This is a genomic window from Phyllobacterium sp. 22552 (assembly GCF_052044585.1).
Lineage (GTDB): Bacteria > Pseudomonadota > Alphaproteobacteria > Rhizobiales > Rhizobiaceae > Phyllobacterium > Phyllobacterium ifriqiyense.
In genome coordinates this window covers 205,214-220,465 of sequence record NZ_JBQENG010000003.1, presented here as the reverse complement: position 1 = coordinate 220,465, position 15,252 = coordinate 205,214, and the positions used below count along the sequence as shown (strand labels likewise).

Annotated in this window: 14 protein-coding genes; 2 read left to right on the top strand and 12 right to left on the bottom strand. The window is 53.8% G+C overall.

Translation table 11 applies throughout. The features are described 5' to 3' along the window. Window positions 1–57: 57 nt before the first annotated feature. The 3 genes from ACTJI9_RS08275 to rpsO all read right to left on the bottom strand — a co-directional run bounded on the left by ACTJI9_RS08275 (window position 58) and on the right by rpsO (window position 3,784). Window positions 58–1,074 carry a class I SAM-dependent methyltransferase gene (locus tag ACTJI9_RS08275; protein WP_440807180.1) on the bottom strand — a complete coding sequence of 339 codons (1,017 nt, stop codon included), beginning with the start codon at window positions 1,072–1,074 and terminating at the stop codon, window positions 58–60. Window positions 1,075–1,155: 81 nt separating this feature from the next. Further along, window positions 1,156–3,297, bottom strand: a complete 2,142-nt coding sequence (gene pnp / locus ACTJI9_RS08270; RefSeq protein WP_440807177.1) for a polyribonucleotide nucleotidyltransferase — start codon at window positions 3,295–3,297, stop codon at window positions 1,156–1,158. A gap of 217 nt (window positions 3,298–3,514) precedes the next feature. Further along, window positions 3,515–3,784 carry a 30S ribosomal protein S15 gene (gene rpsO, locus ACTJI9_RS08265; RefSeq protein WP_008122441.1) on the bottom strand — a complete coding sequence of 90 codons (270 nt, stop codon included), beginning with the start codon at window positions 3,782–3,784 and terminating at the stop codon, window positions 3,515–3,517. A gap of 241 nt (window positions 3,785–4,025) precedes the next feature. Between rpsO and ACTJI9_RS08260 the strand changes: the two genes are divergently transcribed. Next, window positions 4,026–4,373: a gamma-glutamylcyclotransferase family protein gene (locus ACTJI9_RS08260; protein WP_336440680.1), complete on the top strand. Its 348-nt coding sequence runs from the start codon at window positions 4,026–4,028 to the stop codon at window positions 4,371–4,373. Here the strand turns inward: ACTJI9_RS08260 and truB are convergent. From truB to rimP, 6 genes are all read right to left on the bottom strand, one after another. Further along, window positions 4,370–5,341: a tRNA pseudouridine(55) synthase TruB gene (gene truB, locus ACTJI9_RS08255; RefSeq protein WP_115051418.1), complete on the bottom strand. Its 972-nt coding sequence runs from the start codon at window positions 5,339–5,341 to the stop codon at window positions 4,370–4,372. The genes ACTJI9_RS08260 and truB overlap by 4 nt on opposite strands. After that, on the bottom strand, window positions 5,342–5,797 hold the full coding sequence (gene rbfA, locus ACTJI9_RS08250) for a 30S ribosome-binding factor RbfA (protein ID WP_115051419.1): 456 nt from the start codon (window positions 5,795–5,797) through the stop codon (window positions 5,342–5,344). Between the two features lie 79 nt (window positions 5,798–5,876). Continuing rightward, a complete protein-coding gene (infB, locus tag ACTJI9_RS08245; RefSeq protein WP_307282379.1) occupies window positions 5,877–8,696 on the bottom strand; it encodes a translation initiation factor IF-2 in 2,820 nt (939 codons plus the stop codon). Beyond that, complete coding sequence (locus ACTJI9_RS08240) at window positions 8,693–9,346, bottom strand: RNA-binding protein (RefSeq protein WP_115051421.1); 654 nt, start codon at window positions 9,344–9,346, stop codon at window positions 8,693–8,695. Before ACTJI9_RS08240 ends, infB begins: the two co-directional genes overlap by 4 nt. Window positions 9,347–9,362: 16 nt before the next feature. Further along, on the bottom strand, window positions 9,363–10,964 hold the full coding sequence (nusA, locus tag ACTJI9_RS08235) for a transcription termination factor NusA (protein ID WP_115051422.1): 1,602 nt from the start codon (window positions 10,962–10,964) through the stop codon (window positions 9,363–9,365). A gap of 62 nt (window positions 10,965–11,026) precedes the next feature. Further along, the gene (rimP, locus tag ACTJI9_RS08230) at window positions 11,027–11,680 is read right to left on the bottom strand and encodes a ribosome maturation factor RimP (RefSeq protein ID WP_440807173.1); all 654 of its coding nucleotides are present in this window, start codon (window positions 11,678–11,680) and stop codon (window positions 11,027–11,029) included. Between the two features lie 268 nt (window positions 11,681–11,948). Between rimP and ACTJI9_RS08225 the strand changes: the two genes are divergently transcribed. Next, complete coding sequence (locus tag ACTJI9_RS08225; RefSeq protein WP_307282376.1) at window positions 11,949–12,113, top strand: hypothetical protein; 165 nt, start codon at window positions 11,949–11,951, stop codon at window positions 12,111–12,113. A gap of 26 nt (window positions 12,114–12,139) precedes the next feature. On the opposite strand, the gene ACTJI9_RS08220 is transcribed toward ACTJI9_RS08225, so the two are convergent. From ACTJI9_RS08220 to ACTJI9_RS08210, 3 genes are read right to left on the bottom strand one after another with little or no spacing between them, the layout of a single operon-like run. Beyond that, complete coding sequence (locus ACTJI9_RS08220) at window positions 12,140–13,684, bottom strand: tripartite tricarboxylate transporter permease (RefSeq protein WP_115051424.1); 1,545 nt, start codon at window positions 13,682–13,684, stop codon at window positions 12,140–12,142. Window positions 13,685–13,689: 5 nt separating this feature from the next. Beyond that, window positions 13,690–14,181 (bottom strand): tripartite tricarboxylate transporter TctB family protein, encoded by a 492-nt coding sequence (locus ACTJI9_RS08215; RefSeq protein WP_307282372.1) that lies wholly within the window; start codon window positions 14,179–14,181, stop codon window positions 13,690–13,692. After that, window positions 14,178–15,128 carry a Bug family tripartite tricarboxylate transporter substrate binding protein gene (locus tag ACTJI9_RS08210; protein WP_440807169.1) on the bottom strand — a complete coding sequence of 317 codons (951 nt, stop codon included), beginning with the start codon at window positions 15,126–15,128 and terminating at the stop codon, window positions 14,178–14,180. The genes ACTJI9_RS08215 and ACTJI9_RS08210 overlap by 4 nt, the downstream gene beginning before the upstream one ends. Window positions 15,129–15,252: the final 124 nt, after the last annotated feature.

Sequence of the window (15,252 nt, the reverse complement as noted above, 5' to 3'; positions counted from 1 at the left end):
ACGAAAATGACCGAGAATTTTCTACCCTAGGCCGAAAATTAGTTGCGTGCGGTAGAACTACTTCTTCGCTTCAATGATTTTGTACCCGGAATTGTCCTCAATGGGCGTCACGTGCTTGAACAACGATTTCAGTCCTGCCTCGTAGGGCATTTGCCGGTTGGCAACGAGTAGGAGCCGACCACCCGGCTTCATCCGTTTTGCAGCCGCTGCGATAAATCCCTGCCCCATTGTAGGATCGGCGCTTCGCCCGGCATGAAATGGCGGATTCATTACGATCGTGTCGTAAATCTCTGTAATTGCTTCACTATTTACATCATGCCAATGAAATTTAACTGGTATTTCGCCGCCAGTAATATTGGTTTTAGCAGCTTCCAGCGCTTCGAAATCGGCCTCATACAGATCCAGCGATTTCAGCTTTTCGGGGTATTTCAGCACCTCACTGGCAAGATAACCCCAGCCCGCTCCAAAGTCCGCTACATGACCGCTGATGCGTCCTGCGAAATGCTTGACCAGCATTGCTGAACCATTGTCGATAGCGGTGTGTGAGAACATGCCTGGCGCCGTATTGAAACGACTTTCAACTTGCGTTGGCGTCGGTATAAGTGACTGAACTTTCTCTTTATTTATCTCTACAGAGCGGTTGAACCAGAAGACCACTGCGTGGTTTTTTGACAGCCTGTCTTCTACCGGAGCAATGCTTTCTACGGTCTTGCGGAAACTGTCTACACCCAGTTTTTTATTGCCGCAGACAACTATTCGCCCGCCTGCTTTGACCTGATTCAATGCCTGTGCCAACCAGCCTTCGTTGCGGCCACGATGCTTGCCAAGCAAGATTAACGCACCGTCAAATTCTTCGTTGCCCTGTAATCGAGGAACGGCATTAAATCCTGCCTTCTGCAAGGTGAGATAATCCGGTTTGAACGGTTGAAGACAGGTCAGGATAGACTTCCACTCATCTGCAATAGTGCGATCAGCTTCCGCGCCAAGAAACAACCATGACGCGCCTTTACCAGGCACGGGCAGTATCTCGTCTTCGAACGGAAGGAACAGTGTCTGGAGAGCGCCGTTGGCCATGAGTGGGTCCATCTATAGATATTTATAACAAGAAAAAAGCGCGCCACTGGGGCGCGCCTTTATTATTACATGGAAGAAAGATTACTCAGCGTCTTCCTGAGCCTTCTTTTCCTGAACGATTTCCTTGCCAGTTTCCTGATCGACAACCTTCATCGACAGGCGAACCTTGCCACGTTCGTCAAAGCCCATGAGCTTGACCCAGACCTTCTGGCCTTCTTTGACAACATCTGAAGTCTTGGCAACGCGATCGGAAGCAAGCTGCGAGATGTGAACCAAGCCGTCGCGTGGACCAAAGAAGTTTACGAAGGCGCCAAAGTCAGCAGTCTTTACGACTGTGCCTTCATAGATCTCGCCTACTTCAGGTTCTGCAACAATCGAGTGGATCCACTTGCGGGCAGCTTCGATTTCCTTGGCTGAGGACGATGCAATCTTAACTGTACCATCGTCTTCAATGTTGATCTTCGCGCCCGTCTTTTCGACGATTTCGCGAATGACCTTGCCGCCTGAACCGATAACATCACGGATCTTGTCGGTCGGAATGTTCATGACTTCAATGCGTGGTGCAAATTCACCGAGTTCCGAACGGCCTTCAGTGATGGCCTTTGCCATTTCACCAAGAATATGCAGACGGCCATCCTTGGCCTGAGCCAAAGCAACCTTCATGATCTCTTCGGTGATGCCGTCGATCTTGATATCCATCTGCAGAGCAGTGATACCATTTTCAGAACCGGCCACCTTGAAGTCCATATCGCCAAGATGATCTTCGTCGCCGAGAATGTCGGAAAGAACAGCGAATTTCTCGCCTTCCAGGATCAAGCCCATTGCGATACCAGCAACGGGACGCAGCAGTGGAACGCCAGCATCCATAAGGGCAAGCGATGTTCCGCAAACCGTAGCCATCGAAGATGAACCATTGGATTCAGTGATCTCGGAGACTGTACGCAGCGTGTAGGGGAACTGTTCCTTGGCAGGCAGAACCGGGTGAATAGCACGCCATGCAAGCTTGCCATGACCGATTTCACGACGGCCTGGCGAACCCATGCGACCTGTTTCACCGACCGAGTAGGGCGGGAAATTGTAGTGAAGCATGAATGTCTCTTTGTACATGCCGGTCAGCGAGTCGATATATTGCTCGTCTTCGCCTGTGCCGAGCGTAGCAACAACGATGGCCTGTGTTTCACCACGGGTGAACAGAGCCGAACCGTGTGTACGGGGCAAAAGACCAACTTCCGAAACGATAGGGCGAACTGTTGAAAGATCGCGGCCATCGATGCGGCTGCCTGTGTCGAGAATGTTCCAGCGAACGATCTTCGCCTGAACTGACTTGAATACGGTCGCGATTTCTTCTGCGGAAAATTCTGGCTCTTCAACGCCTTCAGGGAAGAAATGCGCCTTCACCTTAGCCTTGGCAGCGTCAACCGCGTTGTAGCGATCCTGCTTGTCAATGATCTTGTAAGCGGCGCGCAAATCTGCCTCAACAAGCTTGAGGACAGCAGCTTCTGCTGCTGAAAGGTCATCGGTCTGGAAATCGCGTGGCTCTTTGGCAGCGACTTCAGCAAGCTTGATGATCGCATCGATAACCGGCTGGAAGCTGCGATGACCGAACATGACAGCGCCGAGCATGATGTCTTCAGCCAATTCCTTGGCTTCCGATTCAACCATCAGAACTGCCTCGCCTGTACCGGCGACGACCAGATCTAGGCTCGATTCAGGCATTTCATCGACAGTTGGGTTCAGGCGGTATTCGCCATTGATGTAGCCAACGCGTGCGCCACCGATCGGGCCCATGAAAGGAACACCGGAAAGTGTCAGAGCAGCGGAAGCGCCGATCAGCGAGATGATGTCCGGATTGTTTTCAAGATCATGCTGGATAACAGTCAGAACGACCTGGGTGTCATTCTTGTAGCCGTCAGCAAAGAGAGGACGGATCGGACGGTCGATCAGGCGCGAAACCAGTGTTTCGTTTTCGCTGGGACGGCCTTCACGCTTGAAGTAACCACCAGGAATTTTGCCGGCTGCGTAGGTCTTTTCCTGATAGTTGACAGTCAGTGGGAAAAAGTCCTGACCAGCCTTTGGTGCCTTGGCGGAAACAACAGTGGCAAGCACGACTGTCTCACCATAAGTGGCCAGAACCGCGCCATCAGCCTGGCGGGCGATCTTGCCGGTTTCCAGAATGAGCGGACGTCCGCCCCATTCGATTTCAACTTTGTGTTGATTAAACATATCTTGTCCTTGAGTGGAGAAAAACGCGCTTCCCTTTGGATCGCAGCATCTTTCTTCCGTTTCGTTTAGACCAATCACGGGCAAGACAATTTGCAACTCGCATAACGAGTTGCCAGCAATCCTGCCCCATGACCTGTCTCATGGGTATTCTTCATTCCTTGAAGGAATGAGTAGAAACCGGCGGGACAGAAATGTCACCGCCGGTTTCAATCCGTTATTAGCGGCGCAGGCCGAGCTTTTCGATCAGCGTCTGGTAGCGGCTCTGATCAATCTTCTTGAGATAATCAAGAAGGCTGCGGCGCGTCGAGACGAGCTTGAGAAGACCACGGCGGGAATGGTTATCCTTTTTGTGGTCCTTGAAATGTTCGGTCAAATTGACAATGCGCTCTGTCAGAACTGCAACCTGGACTTCCGGAGAACCGGTATCGCCTGGCTTCGTTGCATATTCAGTGATCACTGCCTGCTTGCGTTCAGCGGTTATCGACATCGTATATCCTTTCTTTTGAAGAGGAAAACAGGATGCCCACGGCCGGGATGTCGTCCAGCGGGGGCCAGTTAAAGCGACAGACAAAGCCTGAAGCTTGGGGCCGTATAGTCGAAATTGTGACGAATTACCAGTCGCAAATGATTCTTGGAGCTTTTCCGGCCGATAGCGCTGATTTTCGCTATTGCGAATGTGAAAGCATTTGCCGCAAATATGCTCCCAACTAAATTGGGAAGCCTGCATTATGAATGACACTCCTTGGATCAACCTATTCTCCTACGGGACCCTGCAATTGGAGAGCGTTCAAATATCGTCGTTCGGGCGGTTGCTTACCGGTTACAAGGATGCCATTCCGGGGTTCAGCCGCTCAATGGTGGAAATCACTGATCCCGATGTCATTCGGGCAAGCGGTAGCAATGTTCATCCCATTGTCAGGCCGAGTGGTAATCCTGCAGACGAGGTAGAGGGAACCCTATTTCACATTACCGAGCAAGAACTCGCTGCTGCCGATGCCTATGAGGTTTCAGATTACAAGCGAATTGAAGTCCGCCTGAAATCCGGCATCAAAGCCTGGGTCTATGTAAAGGCCTAATGCGCAAAAACCCGCTTGGGGTTGAATTGTCCATGCTCGATAAAGCCAATGGCTAGAAGCTTGCCCTTGGCTGTTACACAGGCCTCATCAGCCTCCACAGGTGCGTCACGGCCTCGCAAAATAATCGGATTGCCCATGCGAATCCGATGCGCCTGATCGTCAGATATGGCAATTTGCGGCAGACTTTCCAGCGCGGCGCCCGTATCGATCAAAAAGGCATCCATAACAGAGAAACGTTCGGCAAGACGCTCATATGAGCCTTCGTCACCCTCCCCTTCGGCAGGTGCCGGGGGATGTGCAGCTTCAAGTTCTTCGAGTGTTACAAAATCTGCCTCATCGAAAGGCGCAACTTCCGTTCGACGCAGATCGGCAATGTGGCCGTAACACCCAAGATCACGACCCATATCGCGGGCGAGCGAGCGCACGTAGGTGCCTTTGCCACACTCAACTTCAAAAATTGCAGTAGCCTCGTCAGGGCGTTCAATCAGCTCAAGCCGGTCAATCTCGACTTCTCGCGCAGGTATCTCGACCTCTTCGCCGCCGCGTGCCAGATCATAGGCCCGTTCGCCAGCGATCTTGATGGCTGAGAATTTCGGTGGGGTCTGCTGAATCACGCCAGTATATTTCGGCAGTACCGCCTTGATCGCCGCTTCGTCTGGGCGATTATCCGATGTAGCGCTGATTTCACCTTCCAGATCATCTGTCGTGCGTTCGGCACCCCAGCTCACCGTGAAGCGATAAATCTTTGTGCCATCCATCACATAGGGCACAGTTTTGGTCGCCTCGCCCAGGGCAATCGGCAACATGCCCGAAGCCAAGGGATCAAGCGTGCCCGCATGACCAGCTTTTTCCGCTTTGAACAGCCATTTTATCTTGGAGACGGCCTCCGTCGAGCCCATGCCTTTCGGCTTGTCAAAGATCAGCCAGCCGGATACCGGACGGCCCTTTTTCTTGCGCTGTCTTGCCATTTAATTATCGCCATGCCCCGGCACATCGCCCGGATTCGGATCGCCGCCATCATCATCGTCATGGTCATCATCCAGATCGCGTGTGACCTCCGGTTTGCGCAGCAAAGCGTCAATCTTCGCGTAATTATCGAAGCTTGTATCAATGCGAAAGCGAAATTCCGGCATATATTTCATGGATTTAAGGTATGTTCCTGCACGCCCGCGGATAAATTTAGCATGCTTGTTCAGGGCGGTAATGACACCTTCACTATCCGTTGCACCGACGGGCGATACGAAACAGGTAGCAATCTTCAAATCCGGTGACATGCGCACTTCGGAGATTGCAATGACGGCATTCTCAAGCTTGTCATCCCGCACATCGCCCCGTTGCAGCACTTGTGAAACCGCATGTCGCACCTGCTCGCTGACGCGTAGCTGGCGTTGAGATGGACCTGATCCGGTAGCAAAACGAGCCATTATTACCTATCCAGACAAACAAGAGATCGCCGGATTATTATTCCGGCGATCCTGTTATCAATAATCGAGACGCTTGAGTTTAGAGCGTGCGGGTTACATGTTCGACGCGGAAAGCTTCGATTGTATCGCCTGCGCGAATATCCTCGTAGTTTTCAAACGCCATACCGCATTCCTGACCCATCGGCACTTCGGATACTTCATCCTTGAAGCGCTTGAGCGTCTTGAGCTTGCCTTCGTGGATGACAACGTTGTCGCGGATGAGGCGTACGCCTGCACCACGTTCGACCTTGCCTTCCGTGACACGGCAACCGGCGACCTTGCCGACCTTCGTGATATTGAAGACTTCCAGAATTTCCGCATTGCCGATGAAGGTTTCGCGGCGTTCTGGAGAAAGAAGACCGGACATTGCTGCTTTCACATCATCGACCAGATCGTAAATGATGTTGTAGTAGCGAATTTCGATGCCTTCGCGTTCAGCCAAATCACGAGCCTGCTTGTTGGCGCGTACGTTGAAGCCGATGATTGCAGCGTTCGATGCTTCTGCAAGCGCGATATCACTTTCGGTGATTCCGCCCGCACCCGAATGGATGATGCGCGCGCGTACTTCTTCAGTACCTAGCTTGTCGAGAGCGCCGGCAATGGCTTCGATTGAGCCCTGTACGTCACCCTTGATGAGCAACGGGAACTCTTTCAAGCCGGTAACTTGCAACTGGCTCATCATCTGCTCAAGCGATCCGCGAGAACCGGCTTGCTTGGCCACAGCCTTTTCACGGGCCAGACGTGTGCGATATTCGGAAATCTCGCGTGCCTTGGCTTCGTTTTCGACAACGGCAAAACGATCACCCGCCTGTGGCGGTCCGCCAAGACCGAGAACCTCAACCGGCATGGCCGGACCGGCATCTTTCATGTTTTCGCCACGGTCATTGATCAGTGCGCGAACACGGCCCCATTCACTACCGGCAACAATGATGTCGCCAGGGTGCAGAGTACCCTTCTGCACGAGAACAGTAGCCACCGAACCGCGACCGCGATCAAGCTTGGCTTCGATAACCACACCTTCCGCCGTACGAATTGGATCGGCCTTGAGATCCAGAACTTCTGCCTGAAGCAAGATTGTTTCAAGAAGCTTGTCCAGGCCAACGCCGGTTTTCGCAGACACCTCAACGTCCAGCGTTTCGCCGCCCATCGATTCTACAAAAACTTCGTGCTGAAGCAATCCGTTACGCACCTTCTGCGGATCGGCAGAAGGCTTGTCGATCTTGTTGATCGCGACAATGATCGGAACGCCTGCCGCCTTGGCATGATTGATTGATTCAATCGTCTGCGGCATCACGCTATCATCAGCCGCAACCACCAGAATGGCGATATCGGTTGCTTGGGCACCGCGTGCGCGCATTGCCGTGAAGGCAGCGTGGCCCGGGGTATCGATGAAGGTGATCTTCTGACCGTTCTGCTCAACTTGGTAAGCACCAATATGCTGGGTAATGCCACCGGCTTCACCGGATACAACGTTCGCCTTGCGGATAGCGTCCAGCAATGAAGTCTTGCCGTGATCGACGTGACCCATAATGGTGACAACAGGTGGCCGTGATACGAATGCACCCTGATCATCCTGAACGTTAAAGATACCTTCTTCAACGTCCGATTCGGCAACGCGGCGAACCGTGTGACCGAATTCTTCGGCAATCAGCTGAGCCATATCGGCATCGATCAAATCGCCCGGCTTCATCATCTGGCCTTCTTTCATCAAATATTTGATGACGTCGACCGAACGCTCAGCCATACGCTGGGCAAGTTCCTGAATGGTGATGGTTTCCGGCAGAACGACTTCACGCGCGATCTTTTCGCGTGTTTCCTGCTGCATGCCGCGCTTGAACTTTTCCTGGCGGCGGCGCATGGCGGAAAGCGAACGGCTGCGGCCTTCATCATTGAGCGCAGAGCCCAATGTCAGCTTGCCGCGACGGCGTTCATCTTCACCTTTGACAACCTTAGGGGTGCGAACTTCAGGCTTTGCCGGGGCAGCACTGCTGCCGCGACGCGCGCCTGCCGGACTACCGCGGCGGGTCTCTTCTTCTTCCGCAACATTGGTCTTGCGAACGGATACTTTCGAGCTAGCCTCTTCAGTAGCGGCAGACTCGGGTTGACGCTTGCGTGATTCTTCTTCAGCGCGCTGCTTGGCCTGAGCTTCCTTGCGCAGACGCTCTTCTTCTTCTGCCTGACGGCGAGCGGATTCTTCACGCTCCTTGGCGCGCAACGCATCTTCTTCTGCGCGGCGGGCAGCTTCGATAGCTGCTTTGGCCCGATCCTCAATATCGCGTGCTTTAGACCCTTCAAGAGCCTTGCGGCGCGCTTCAAGCTCGGCTGCCGATAGCGTATTCAAGACCATGCCTGAACGATCATTCGGCCGCTGACCGGACGAACGGTATGGCTGTCCGGGACGCTGCGGCGATGATGGTTGAGCCCCACCGCGCTGTGCAGGGCGAGCAGGGGTGGCCGGTGCCGTAGCCTTGCTGGATGGAGCGGCAGCGGGTGCCGGCGCAGCCGAGCGAGGTTCTGGCGCAGGTGCAGGAGCAGCAGCAACTGGCTGAGGCGCAGCGGCAGCTGGCTGGGATACAGCCGGCGCAACTGGTGCCGCCGTCACTGGTGCAGCAGGCGCTGGCGCAGCAGGCGCTGTCTGAACAGGTGCTGGCGCTGGAGCCGGAGCAGCAACAGGTGCAACCTCCGGCTTCTGGTCCGGCAGGCTGAACTTGCGCTTCTTCGTTTCAACGACAACAGACTTCGTCCGCCCGTGGCTGAAATTCTGGCGCACCGTGCTTTGTTCGATACCGGGCCGCTTCAGGGTCAGGGTTTTCTTATTGACGCCAAGCGTCTTGTCGTCTGTCGATTTTATATCGCTCATTCCGTTTCCGTTTCCTTCGCAGCAGTTGCCGCTTTAGCGCTGGTCTGCTCGTCCAGACCCACGCGAAAATGCTGTAGCATCCAGACTCGTTTCATGAGTCCGGCAGCTGCCCTCCCTCTGAGTACGGCAGCATGTATCACATTAACCCCACCCAATGCCAAATCCATTTCATCGCTACTGAACAATGAAAGGGCGGGTATATCAGGTCCGTCGGCATAAACTACCGAACGCCGGGCCTGGTCAAGCTTTCGGACGCCGTCTTCCGCTGCTTCAGAAGCATGCAGCACAAGTCCTGCTGTGCCGTTGCGGATGGCGATATCCACTTTTGCGGCCCCTGTTATCACAACACCGGCCTTTCGCGCCAACCCAAAACTTCCCAAAGCCGATTTTACCAGCATCTGGTCGACGATCTGCCCGAAATTATCGGGAACTGTCACCGCTGTTTTCAGTCCACGCGGGAAAAGCTTTCGCTTTACCGCTTCGTCAATATAGCGCCGCTGGGCCTTGACCCAACATCCCCGTCCGGGAAGGTTGTGCTTTAAGTCAGCAACAACCGATCCATCGGGGCCAGCTACAAACCGGATCATGTCATCGACAGAACCTGCTTCACGCGTGACGATGCACGTTCTGTCGTTCATATCCGCTTCCATTTTCAAGCTACTGGGCTCAGCCAGCAACCTCTTCTTCAGCGTCGGCTTCGGTCTCGGTTGCAACGAGATCATCTTCCGTGATCCATCCAGCCTTCAAACGAGCAGCGAGCACCATCTGTTCCGCATCTGCACGGCTTACTTCAAATGCCGACAAAATGCCGGGGAAATTTACAGTTTCCCCGTCCTTGCGCTCACGCCATCCGGTCAGTTCGTCAACAGCATAGCCAGCAAAATCTTCCACGGTTTTGACACCGTCTTCACCGACGGCAACCAGAATCGCGTTGGTCATGCCTGGCAGATCACGAAGTTCGTCCGAGACACCCAATTCCTTGCGGCGGGCATCACGCTCTTCTTCGATTCGGCCCAGATATTCCTGCGCGCGCTGTTGAATTTCAGTCGCCGTGTCCTCGTCGAAACCATCGATCGAGGAAATATCGTCGCTATCAACATAAGCGATTTCTTCAACGCTGGCAAAACCTTCGGAGGCAAGAACCTGACCGACCATTTCATCAACGTCCAAGGCTTCCATGAACAGGTTGGAGCGTTCGACAAATTCCTTCTGACGGCGCTCGGACTCTTCCTGCTCTGTGAGGATGTCGATATCCCAGCCTGTCAATTGCGAAGCCAAGCGGACATTCTGACCGCGACGACCGATCGCTAGTGATAATTGGTCATCCGGAACCACAACTTCAATACGCTCGGCATCTTCATCGAGAACAACTTTGGAAACTTCCGCCGGCTGCAATGCATTAACGATGAAGGAAGCAGGCTCTGGTGACCAAGGAATAATGTCGATCTTTTCGCCCTGAAGCTCACCGACAACAGCCTGAACGCGCGAACCACGCATACCGACGCAAGCGCCGACTGGATCAATCGACGAATCACGCGAAATAACAGCAATCTTGGCGCGTGAACCCGGATCACGGGCTACTGATTTGATTTCAATGATGCCGTCATAAATTTCCGGTACTTCCATGGTGAAAAGCTTCGCCATGAATTGCGGGTGCGTGCGGCTCAGGAAAATCTGCGGACCGCGCTGTTCGCGGCGCACATCATAAACATAGGCGCGAACACGGTCCCCATAGCGGAAAGTTTCGCGGGGGATCAATTCGTCACGACGAACAATAGCTTCACCGCGACCGAGATCGACGATCACATTGCCATATTCAACGCGCTTGACGCTACCATTGATGATTTCGCCGACGCGATCCTTGTATTCGTCATACTGGCGGTCGCGCTCTGCTTCGCGCACTTTCTGCACGATAACCTGTTTTGCAGACTGTGCCGCGATGCGACCGAAATCCATCGGAGGCAATTGGTCCGCAAGGAAATCGCCTGGCTGCGCATCAGGGTTACGATCGCGGGCGGCATCCATACCAATCTGCGTGACCGGATCTTCAACGGTTTCGACGACTTCAAGCAGGCGTTGCAACTTGATTTCGCCCGTCTTGGCGTTGATGTCGGCGCGGATATTGGTTTCCTGGCCATAACGCGAGCGCGCAGCTTTCTGAATGGCATCGGCCATAGCCGCAATAACGATCTCGCGGTCAATCGACTTCTCGCGCGCAACCGCGTCGGCGATCTGCAGAAGTTCTAGCCTGTTTGCACTGACTGCCATTTTCTTCTCCTTGGGTTCACCACCACGCTTCCTCTGCGGGCGTATGAAATTCAATCCGGTTGTTAGCTCTGCTCTTCGTCCGAAGCGTTCGCTTCGTCAGCGTCCGAGCTATTATCTTCTGGTATGCGGCCTTCGCGCAGATCCTTGTCGCGGCGTAATGCATCGCGAATGAGATCATCCGTTAAAATAAGACGGGCATCGGCAATCATTTCGAATGGAACCTCGACAGCTGGCTTGTCGCCATAGGTCGCCTGATCGCTTTCGATCGTTATTGATTGATCTGTAACGTTGGCGATCCGGCCGCGAAACTTTTTCCTGCCATCGAGAACTGCGGAAGTATCAACCTTTACGATATGCCCACTCCAGACCGAAAAATCCGACTTCCGCACGAGCGGACGGTCGATCCCCGGGGAGGACACTTCCAGATGATAATTCCGGTCAATCGGATCTTCAACATCAAGAACCGGAGACAGCGTGCGGCTCACAAGCTCACAATCTTCAACGGTCATGGTGCCATCGTTCCGCTCAGTCATAATCTGTAGCGTAAGTCCATTAAGACCTGAAAGGCGCGCCCGAACAAGCCGGAAACCTATAGACTGAAGTACCGGCTCAATAATTGAAGCAACACGTGCATCAATGCCGGTTTCCGTAATAATACGCTCTTCCAGGCCACTTGCCGGTATAGCTTGCTCTTCTGTATTGGTGCCGTCTGTCACGCAAATTTTCCTTGTTTTGGCCCCAAGAAACAAAAAAGAGCGGGACCTGTGTGGACCCACCCCTGTTCTAACGACCAAGAATATACGATCTATATACCGAAACGGGCGGAGACTTTCAAGCGCCGTGACAAATTTCTGCGAACCCAGACCTCCTGTGGTCTGTATAGGTCAATTCGCATAGCTGCCTTGCATAAGAAGCTCTTACTAAACTTGCCTCTCATCCCTATCTTTGTTGCATCGCAATATAAACGCGAAAAGGATGAATAAAATGAGCAAGAATTCCGCAAGTTCCAAGATCAGCCGGATGCTGAACGTATTCGGCAGCGCCGTCGCAGTTGCATCAGCCACACGCACTGGCCACCAGCCAATTGCTTCTGATCTGCGCACGCTGGGCATTGATCCGGTTCAGTTCAGCTCCATCCACCGGAACTAATCGGTCCGGTGGACGGTGAATGAAGCTTAGTCTTCGTTCGCTGCAAGCGAGGCCAGAACTTTACCTTGGCCTCGGGCACGCATGATGAGCGGTATAACCACCGCACAGACAGCCAGAACCAGCAAGGTTACCGCGATTGGTGACCCGACCAATACAGAGAAGTCGCCCTGACTGATCTGGATGGCGCGACGTAATTGCGTTTCAGCCATCGGGCCAAGGATAAGGCCGACAACAACCGGCGCAATCGGATAACCGAATTGCCGCATGAAGTAGCCAAACAATCCAAAAAGTATCAGCATTGCCAATTCGAACGAGAAGGCGAGCCATCCAAGTTGAAAGACTGCGGAATTTGCTCCTATCGTGCCTAACGTCGCGAAAACAAGAATGCCCGCATAAAGCCATGGCTTGGGAATAGACAGCAAGCGCACCCAAAGGCCGATAAGTGGCAGATTCAGTACCAGCAGCATAAGGTTGGCTACCAGAAGGCTGGCAATCAAGCCCCACACCAATTGCGGGCTTGTTACAAACAGCAATGGCCCGGGCTGAAGTCCGAATTGCTGGAAACCCGCAAGCATGATCGCTGCAGTTGCAGTTGTCGGCAAACCAAGCGTCAGCAGTGGAACCAATGTACCTGCGGCAGAGGCATTATTGGCCGCTTCCGGTCCTGCCACACCCTCAATCGCGCCATGACCAAACTCTTCCGGCTTTTTCGCAAGTTGCTTTTCCACGGAGTAGGAAAGGAACGTACCGATTTCAGCACCGCCGGCAGGCATTGCCCCGATAGGAAAGCCGATAAATGTTCCGCGCAGCCATGGCTTCCACGAACGTGACCAATCTTCCTTGGTCATCCAGATCGAACCTTTAACCGCTTCGATTTTTTCGTCCATTGAAGAGCGTGAGGCCGCAACGGCAAGTGTTTCGCCAATCGCAAAAAGCGCGACTGCCAAGGTGGTGACTTCAATCCCGTCAAGCAAATCGGGAATGCCGAAGGCAAGCCTTGCTTGTCCTGTCAATTGGTCCTGCCCCACCAGACCCAGTGCCAGTCCGATGAACAGCGCTGTCAGGCCGCGTAAAGTAGAATCACCAAAGGCCGCGGAAACCGTCATGAACGCCAGAACCATGAGAGCAAAATACTCCGCAGGTCCAAACGACAAGGCGAACTTCACTATCCAGGGCGCGACAAGCGCCAGACCGATGGTCGCAATCAAACCCGCTACAAAGGAACCAATTGCTGCCGTGGCAAGAGCCGGTCCGCCGCGTCCCGCGCGGGCCATCTTATTGCCTTCAAGCGCCGTGACGATCGAAGAGCTTTCGCCCGGTGTGTTCAGCAGGATGGATGTCGTCGACCCGCCATACATGCCCCCGTAGTAAATACCGGCAAACATGATGAGTGACCCGGCAGGGTCCAGTTTGTAAGTGACGGGTAGCAAAAGCGCCACCGTCAAAGCCGGGCCGATGCCCGGAAGCACGCCAACAGCGGTGCCCAATGTCACGCCGATCAAGGCGTAGAGAAGGTTCATCGGGTCCATCGCAACGGCGAAGCCCTGGAACAGCAATCCAAACGTGTCCATTGACCTTAACTCCCAAAAAAGAAGTGTTCTGGCGGCCCTGCCGGCAGAGACAATTGAAGCCCCTTGGCAAAGAGTACCCAGACGACAAAGGAAAGGACGATGCCCGCAGGTATCGTTATCCAAAGCTTCGTTTTGCCGAAGCCTCGCGCTGTGGCGGCAAACAACAGGCCCGTGGCAATTGAAAAGCCGACAACGTTAAGAAGGAGCATTTGAGCGGCGAGTCCACCAACAATCCACAGGACCGGGCCCGGCGCCTGTGCCTCGCGCTCAGGAAATTCTCCACGGAAGGCTTCGAACACAGTCCAGATAGCCAAAATAAATAAAACAATACTGATGGCGTATGGGAAAACAGCGGGGCCAATCCGCGTGACGCTGCCGCCATGAGTGGTGGCCGTGCTGTATCCGATTATGATGGCCAGAACCGCCAGAAAGGCGGCAATGCCCAACGCCGCCCGATCAGGGCGGCGCGTTTTTGAGGTTGATGACTGCTGCGTCATTTTACCAAGCCGATATCTTTCAGGATAGCGGACGTTGCTTCCGTATCCTTGGCCAGCTGTGCCTTGAATGCATCGCCTGCAAGATATGTGTCAGCCCAACCTTTGGCATTCAACTGTTCCTGCCAGCCCTTGGACTTAACCAATTTTTCGATGTCGGCGCCAATAGCCGCTTCCTGCTCCTTAGTGATGCCGGGAGCCGCGGCGACCATGCGCCAATTCTGGATGGAAACGTCGAGGCCACCTTCCTTGAAGGTTGGCGCATCAATGCCCTCAACCTTGGTCTCACTGGAAATACCGATAATACGGAGAGTACCTGACTTGATCTGCGATTCGAACTCACCGTAACCCGAGATACCAACCGTCACCTGATTACCGAGAATGGCTGCAAGTGCTTCGCCGCCGCCGGAAAAGGCAATGTAGTTTACTTTGGTTGGATCGACACCCGCTGCCTTGGCCAAAAGACCTGCAGTGATATGATCTGTACCGCCAGCCGAGCCGCCACCCCAGGATACTGCGCCGGGATCAGCCTTAAGCTTCTCGACCAGATCGGCTATCGACTTGATTGGAGAAGCAGCCGGCACGACCAATGCCTCGTATTCGCCAGTAAGGCGCGCAATTGGCGTTACCTGCTCCAAAGTAACTGGCGATGCATTGGTGAGAATTGCACCAACCATCACGTAACCGCCCACGATGAGCTGCGACGGATCGCCTTTGGCGGAGTTTGCAAATTGTGCGAGACCAATCGTACCGCCCGCGCCGGTCACGTTGACGACCTGCACATTGCCCGAGATTTTCTCTTCCTGAAGCACTGTCTGGAGAGTGCGGGCGGTTTGATCCCAACCGCCGCCGGGTGCGGCTGGCGCCATTATTTTATAATCTGCGGCAAAGGCATTTCCGAAAATAGCCATTGCACCGGCAGCTACAAAAGCGAGCAACATCTTACGCATTGTGTGAAGTCCTCCCAAAACGGCCCTCGGCCATCGATTTTTTCAGTTTTTCGAAGATTGGAAAGTTGTCGCCATAGGATTGCGCAGGCATTGTTGCCACGATTAACGCGCAAATCTATGGACA

Coding starts and splice junctions, on each gene's coding strand:
- ACTJI9_RS08210 (WP_440807169.1), bottom strand. CDS start 15,128: ATGCGTAAGATGTTGCTCGCTTTTGTAGCTGCCGGTGCAATGGCTATT.
- ACTJI9_RS08215 (WP_307282372.1), bottom strand. CDS start 14,181: ATGACGCAGCAGTCATCAACCTCAAAAACGCGCCGCCCTGATCGGGCG.
- ACTJI9_RS08220 (WP_115051424.1), bottom strand. CDS start 13,684: ATGGACACGTTTGGATTGCTGTTCCAGGGCTTCGCCGTTGCGATGGAC.
- ACTJI9_RS08225 (WP_307282376.1), top strand. CDS start 11,949: ATGAGCAAGAATTCCGCAAGTTCCAAGATCAGCCGGATGCTGAACGTA.
- rbfA (WP_115051419.1), bottom strand. CDS start 5,797: ATGGCTCGTTTTGCTACCGGATCAGGTCCATCTCAACGCCAGCTACGC.
- rpsO (WP_008122441.1), bottom strand. CDS start 3,784: ATGTCGATAACCGCTGAACGCAAGCAGGCAGTGATCACTGAATATGCA.
- truB (WP_115051418.1), bottom strand. CDS start 5,341: ATGGCAAGACAGCGCAAGAAAAAGGGCCGTCCGGTATCCGGCTGGCTG.
- nusA (WP_115051422.1), bottom strand. CDS start 10,964: ATGGCAGTCAGTGCAAACAGGCTAGAACTTCTGCAGATCGCCGACGCG.
- ACTJI9_RS08275 (WP_440807180.1), bottom strand. CDS start 1,074: ATGGCCAACGGCGCTCTCCAGACACTGTTCCTTCCGTTCGAAGACGAG.
- infB (WP_307282379.1), bottom strand. CDS start 8,696: ATGAGCGATATAAAATCGACAGACGACAAGACGCTTGGCGTCAATAAG.
- ACTJI9_RS08260 (WP_336440680.1), top strand. CDS start 4,026: ATGAATGACACTCCTTGGATCAACCTATTCTCCTACGGGACCCTGCAA.
- pnp (WP_440807177.1), bottom strand. CDS start 3,297: ATGTTTAATCAACACAAAGTTGAAATCGAATGGGGCGGACGTCCGCTC.
- ACTJI9_RS08240 (WP_115051421.1), bottom strand. CDS start 9,346: ATGGAAGCGGATATGAACGACAGAACGTGCATCGTCACGCGTGAAGCA.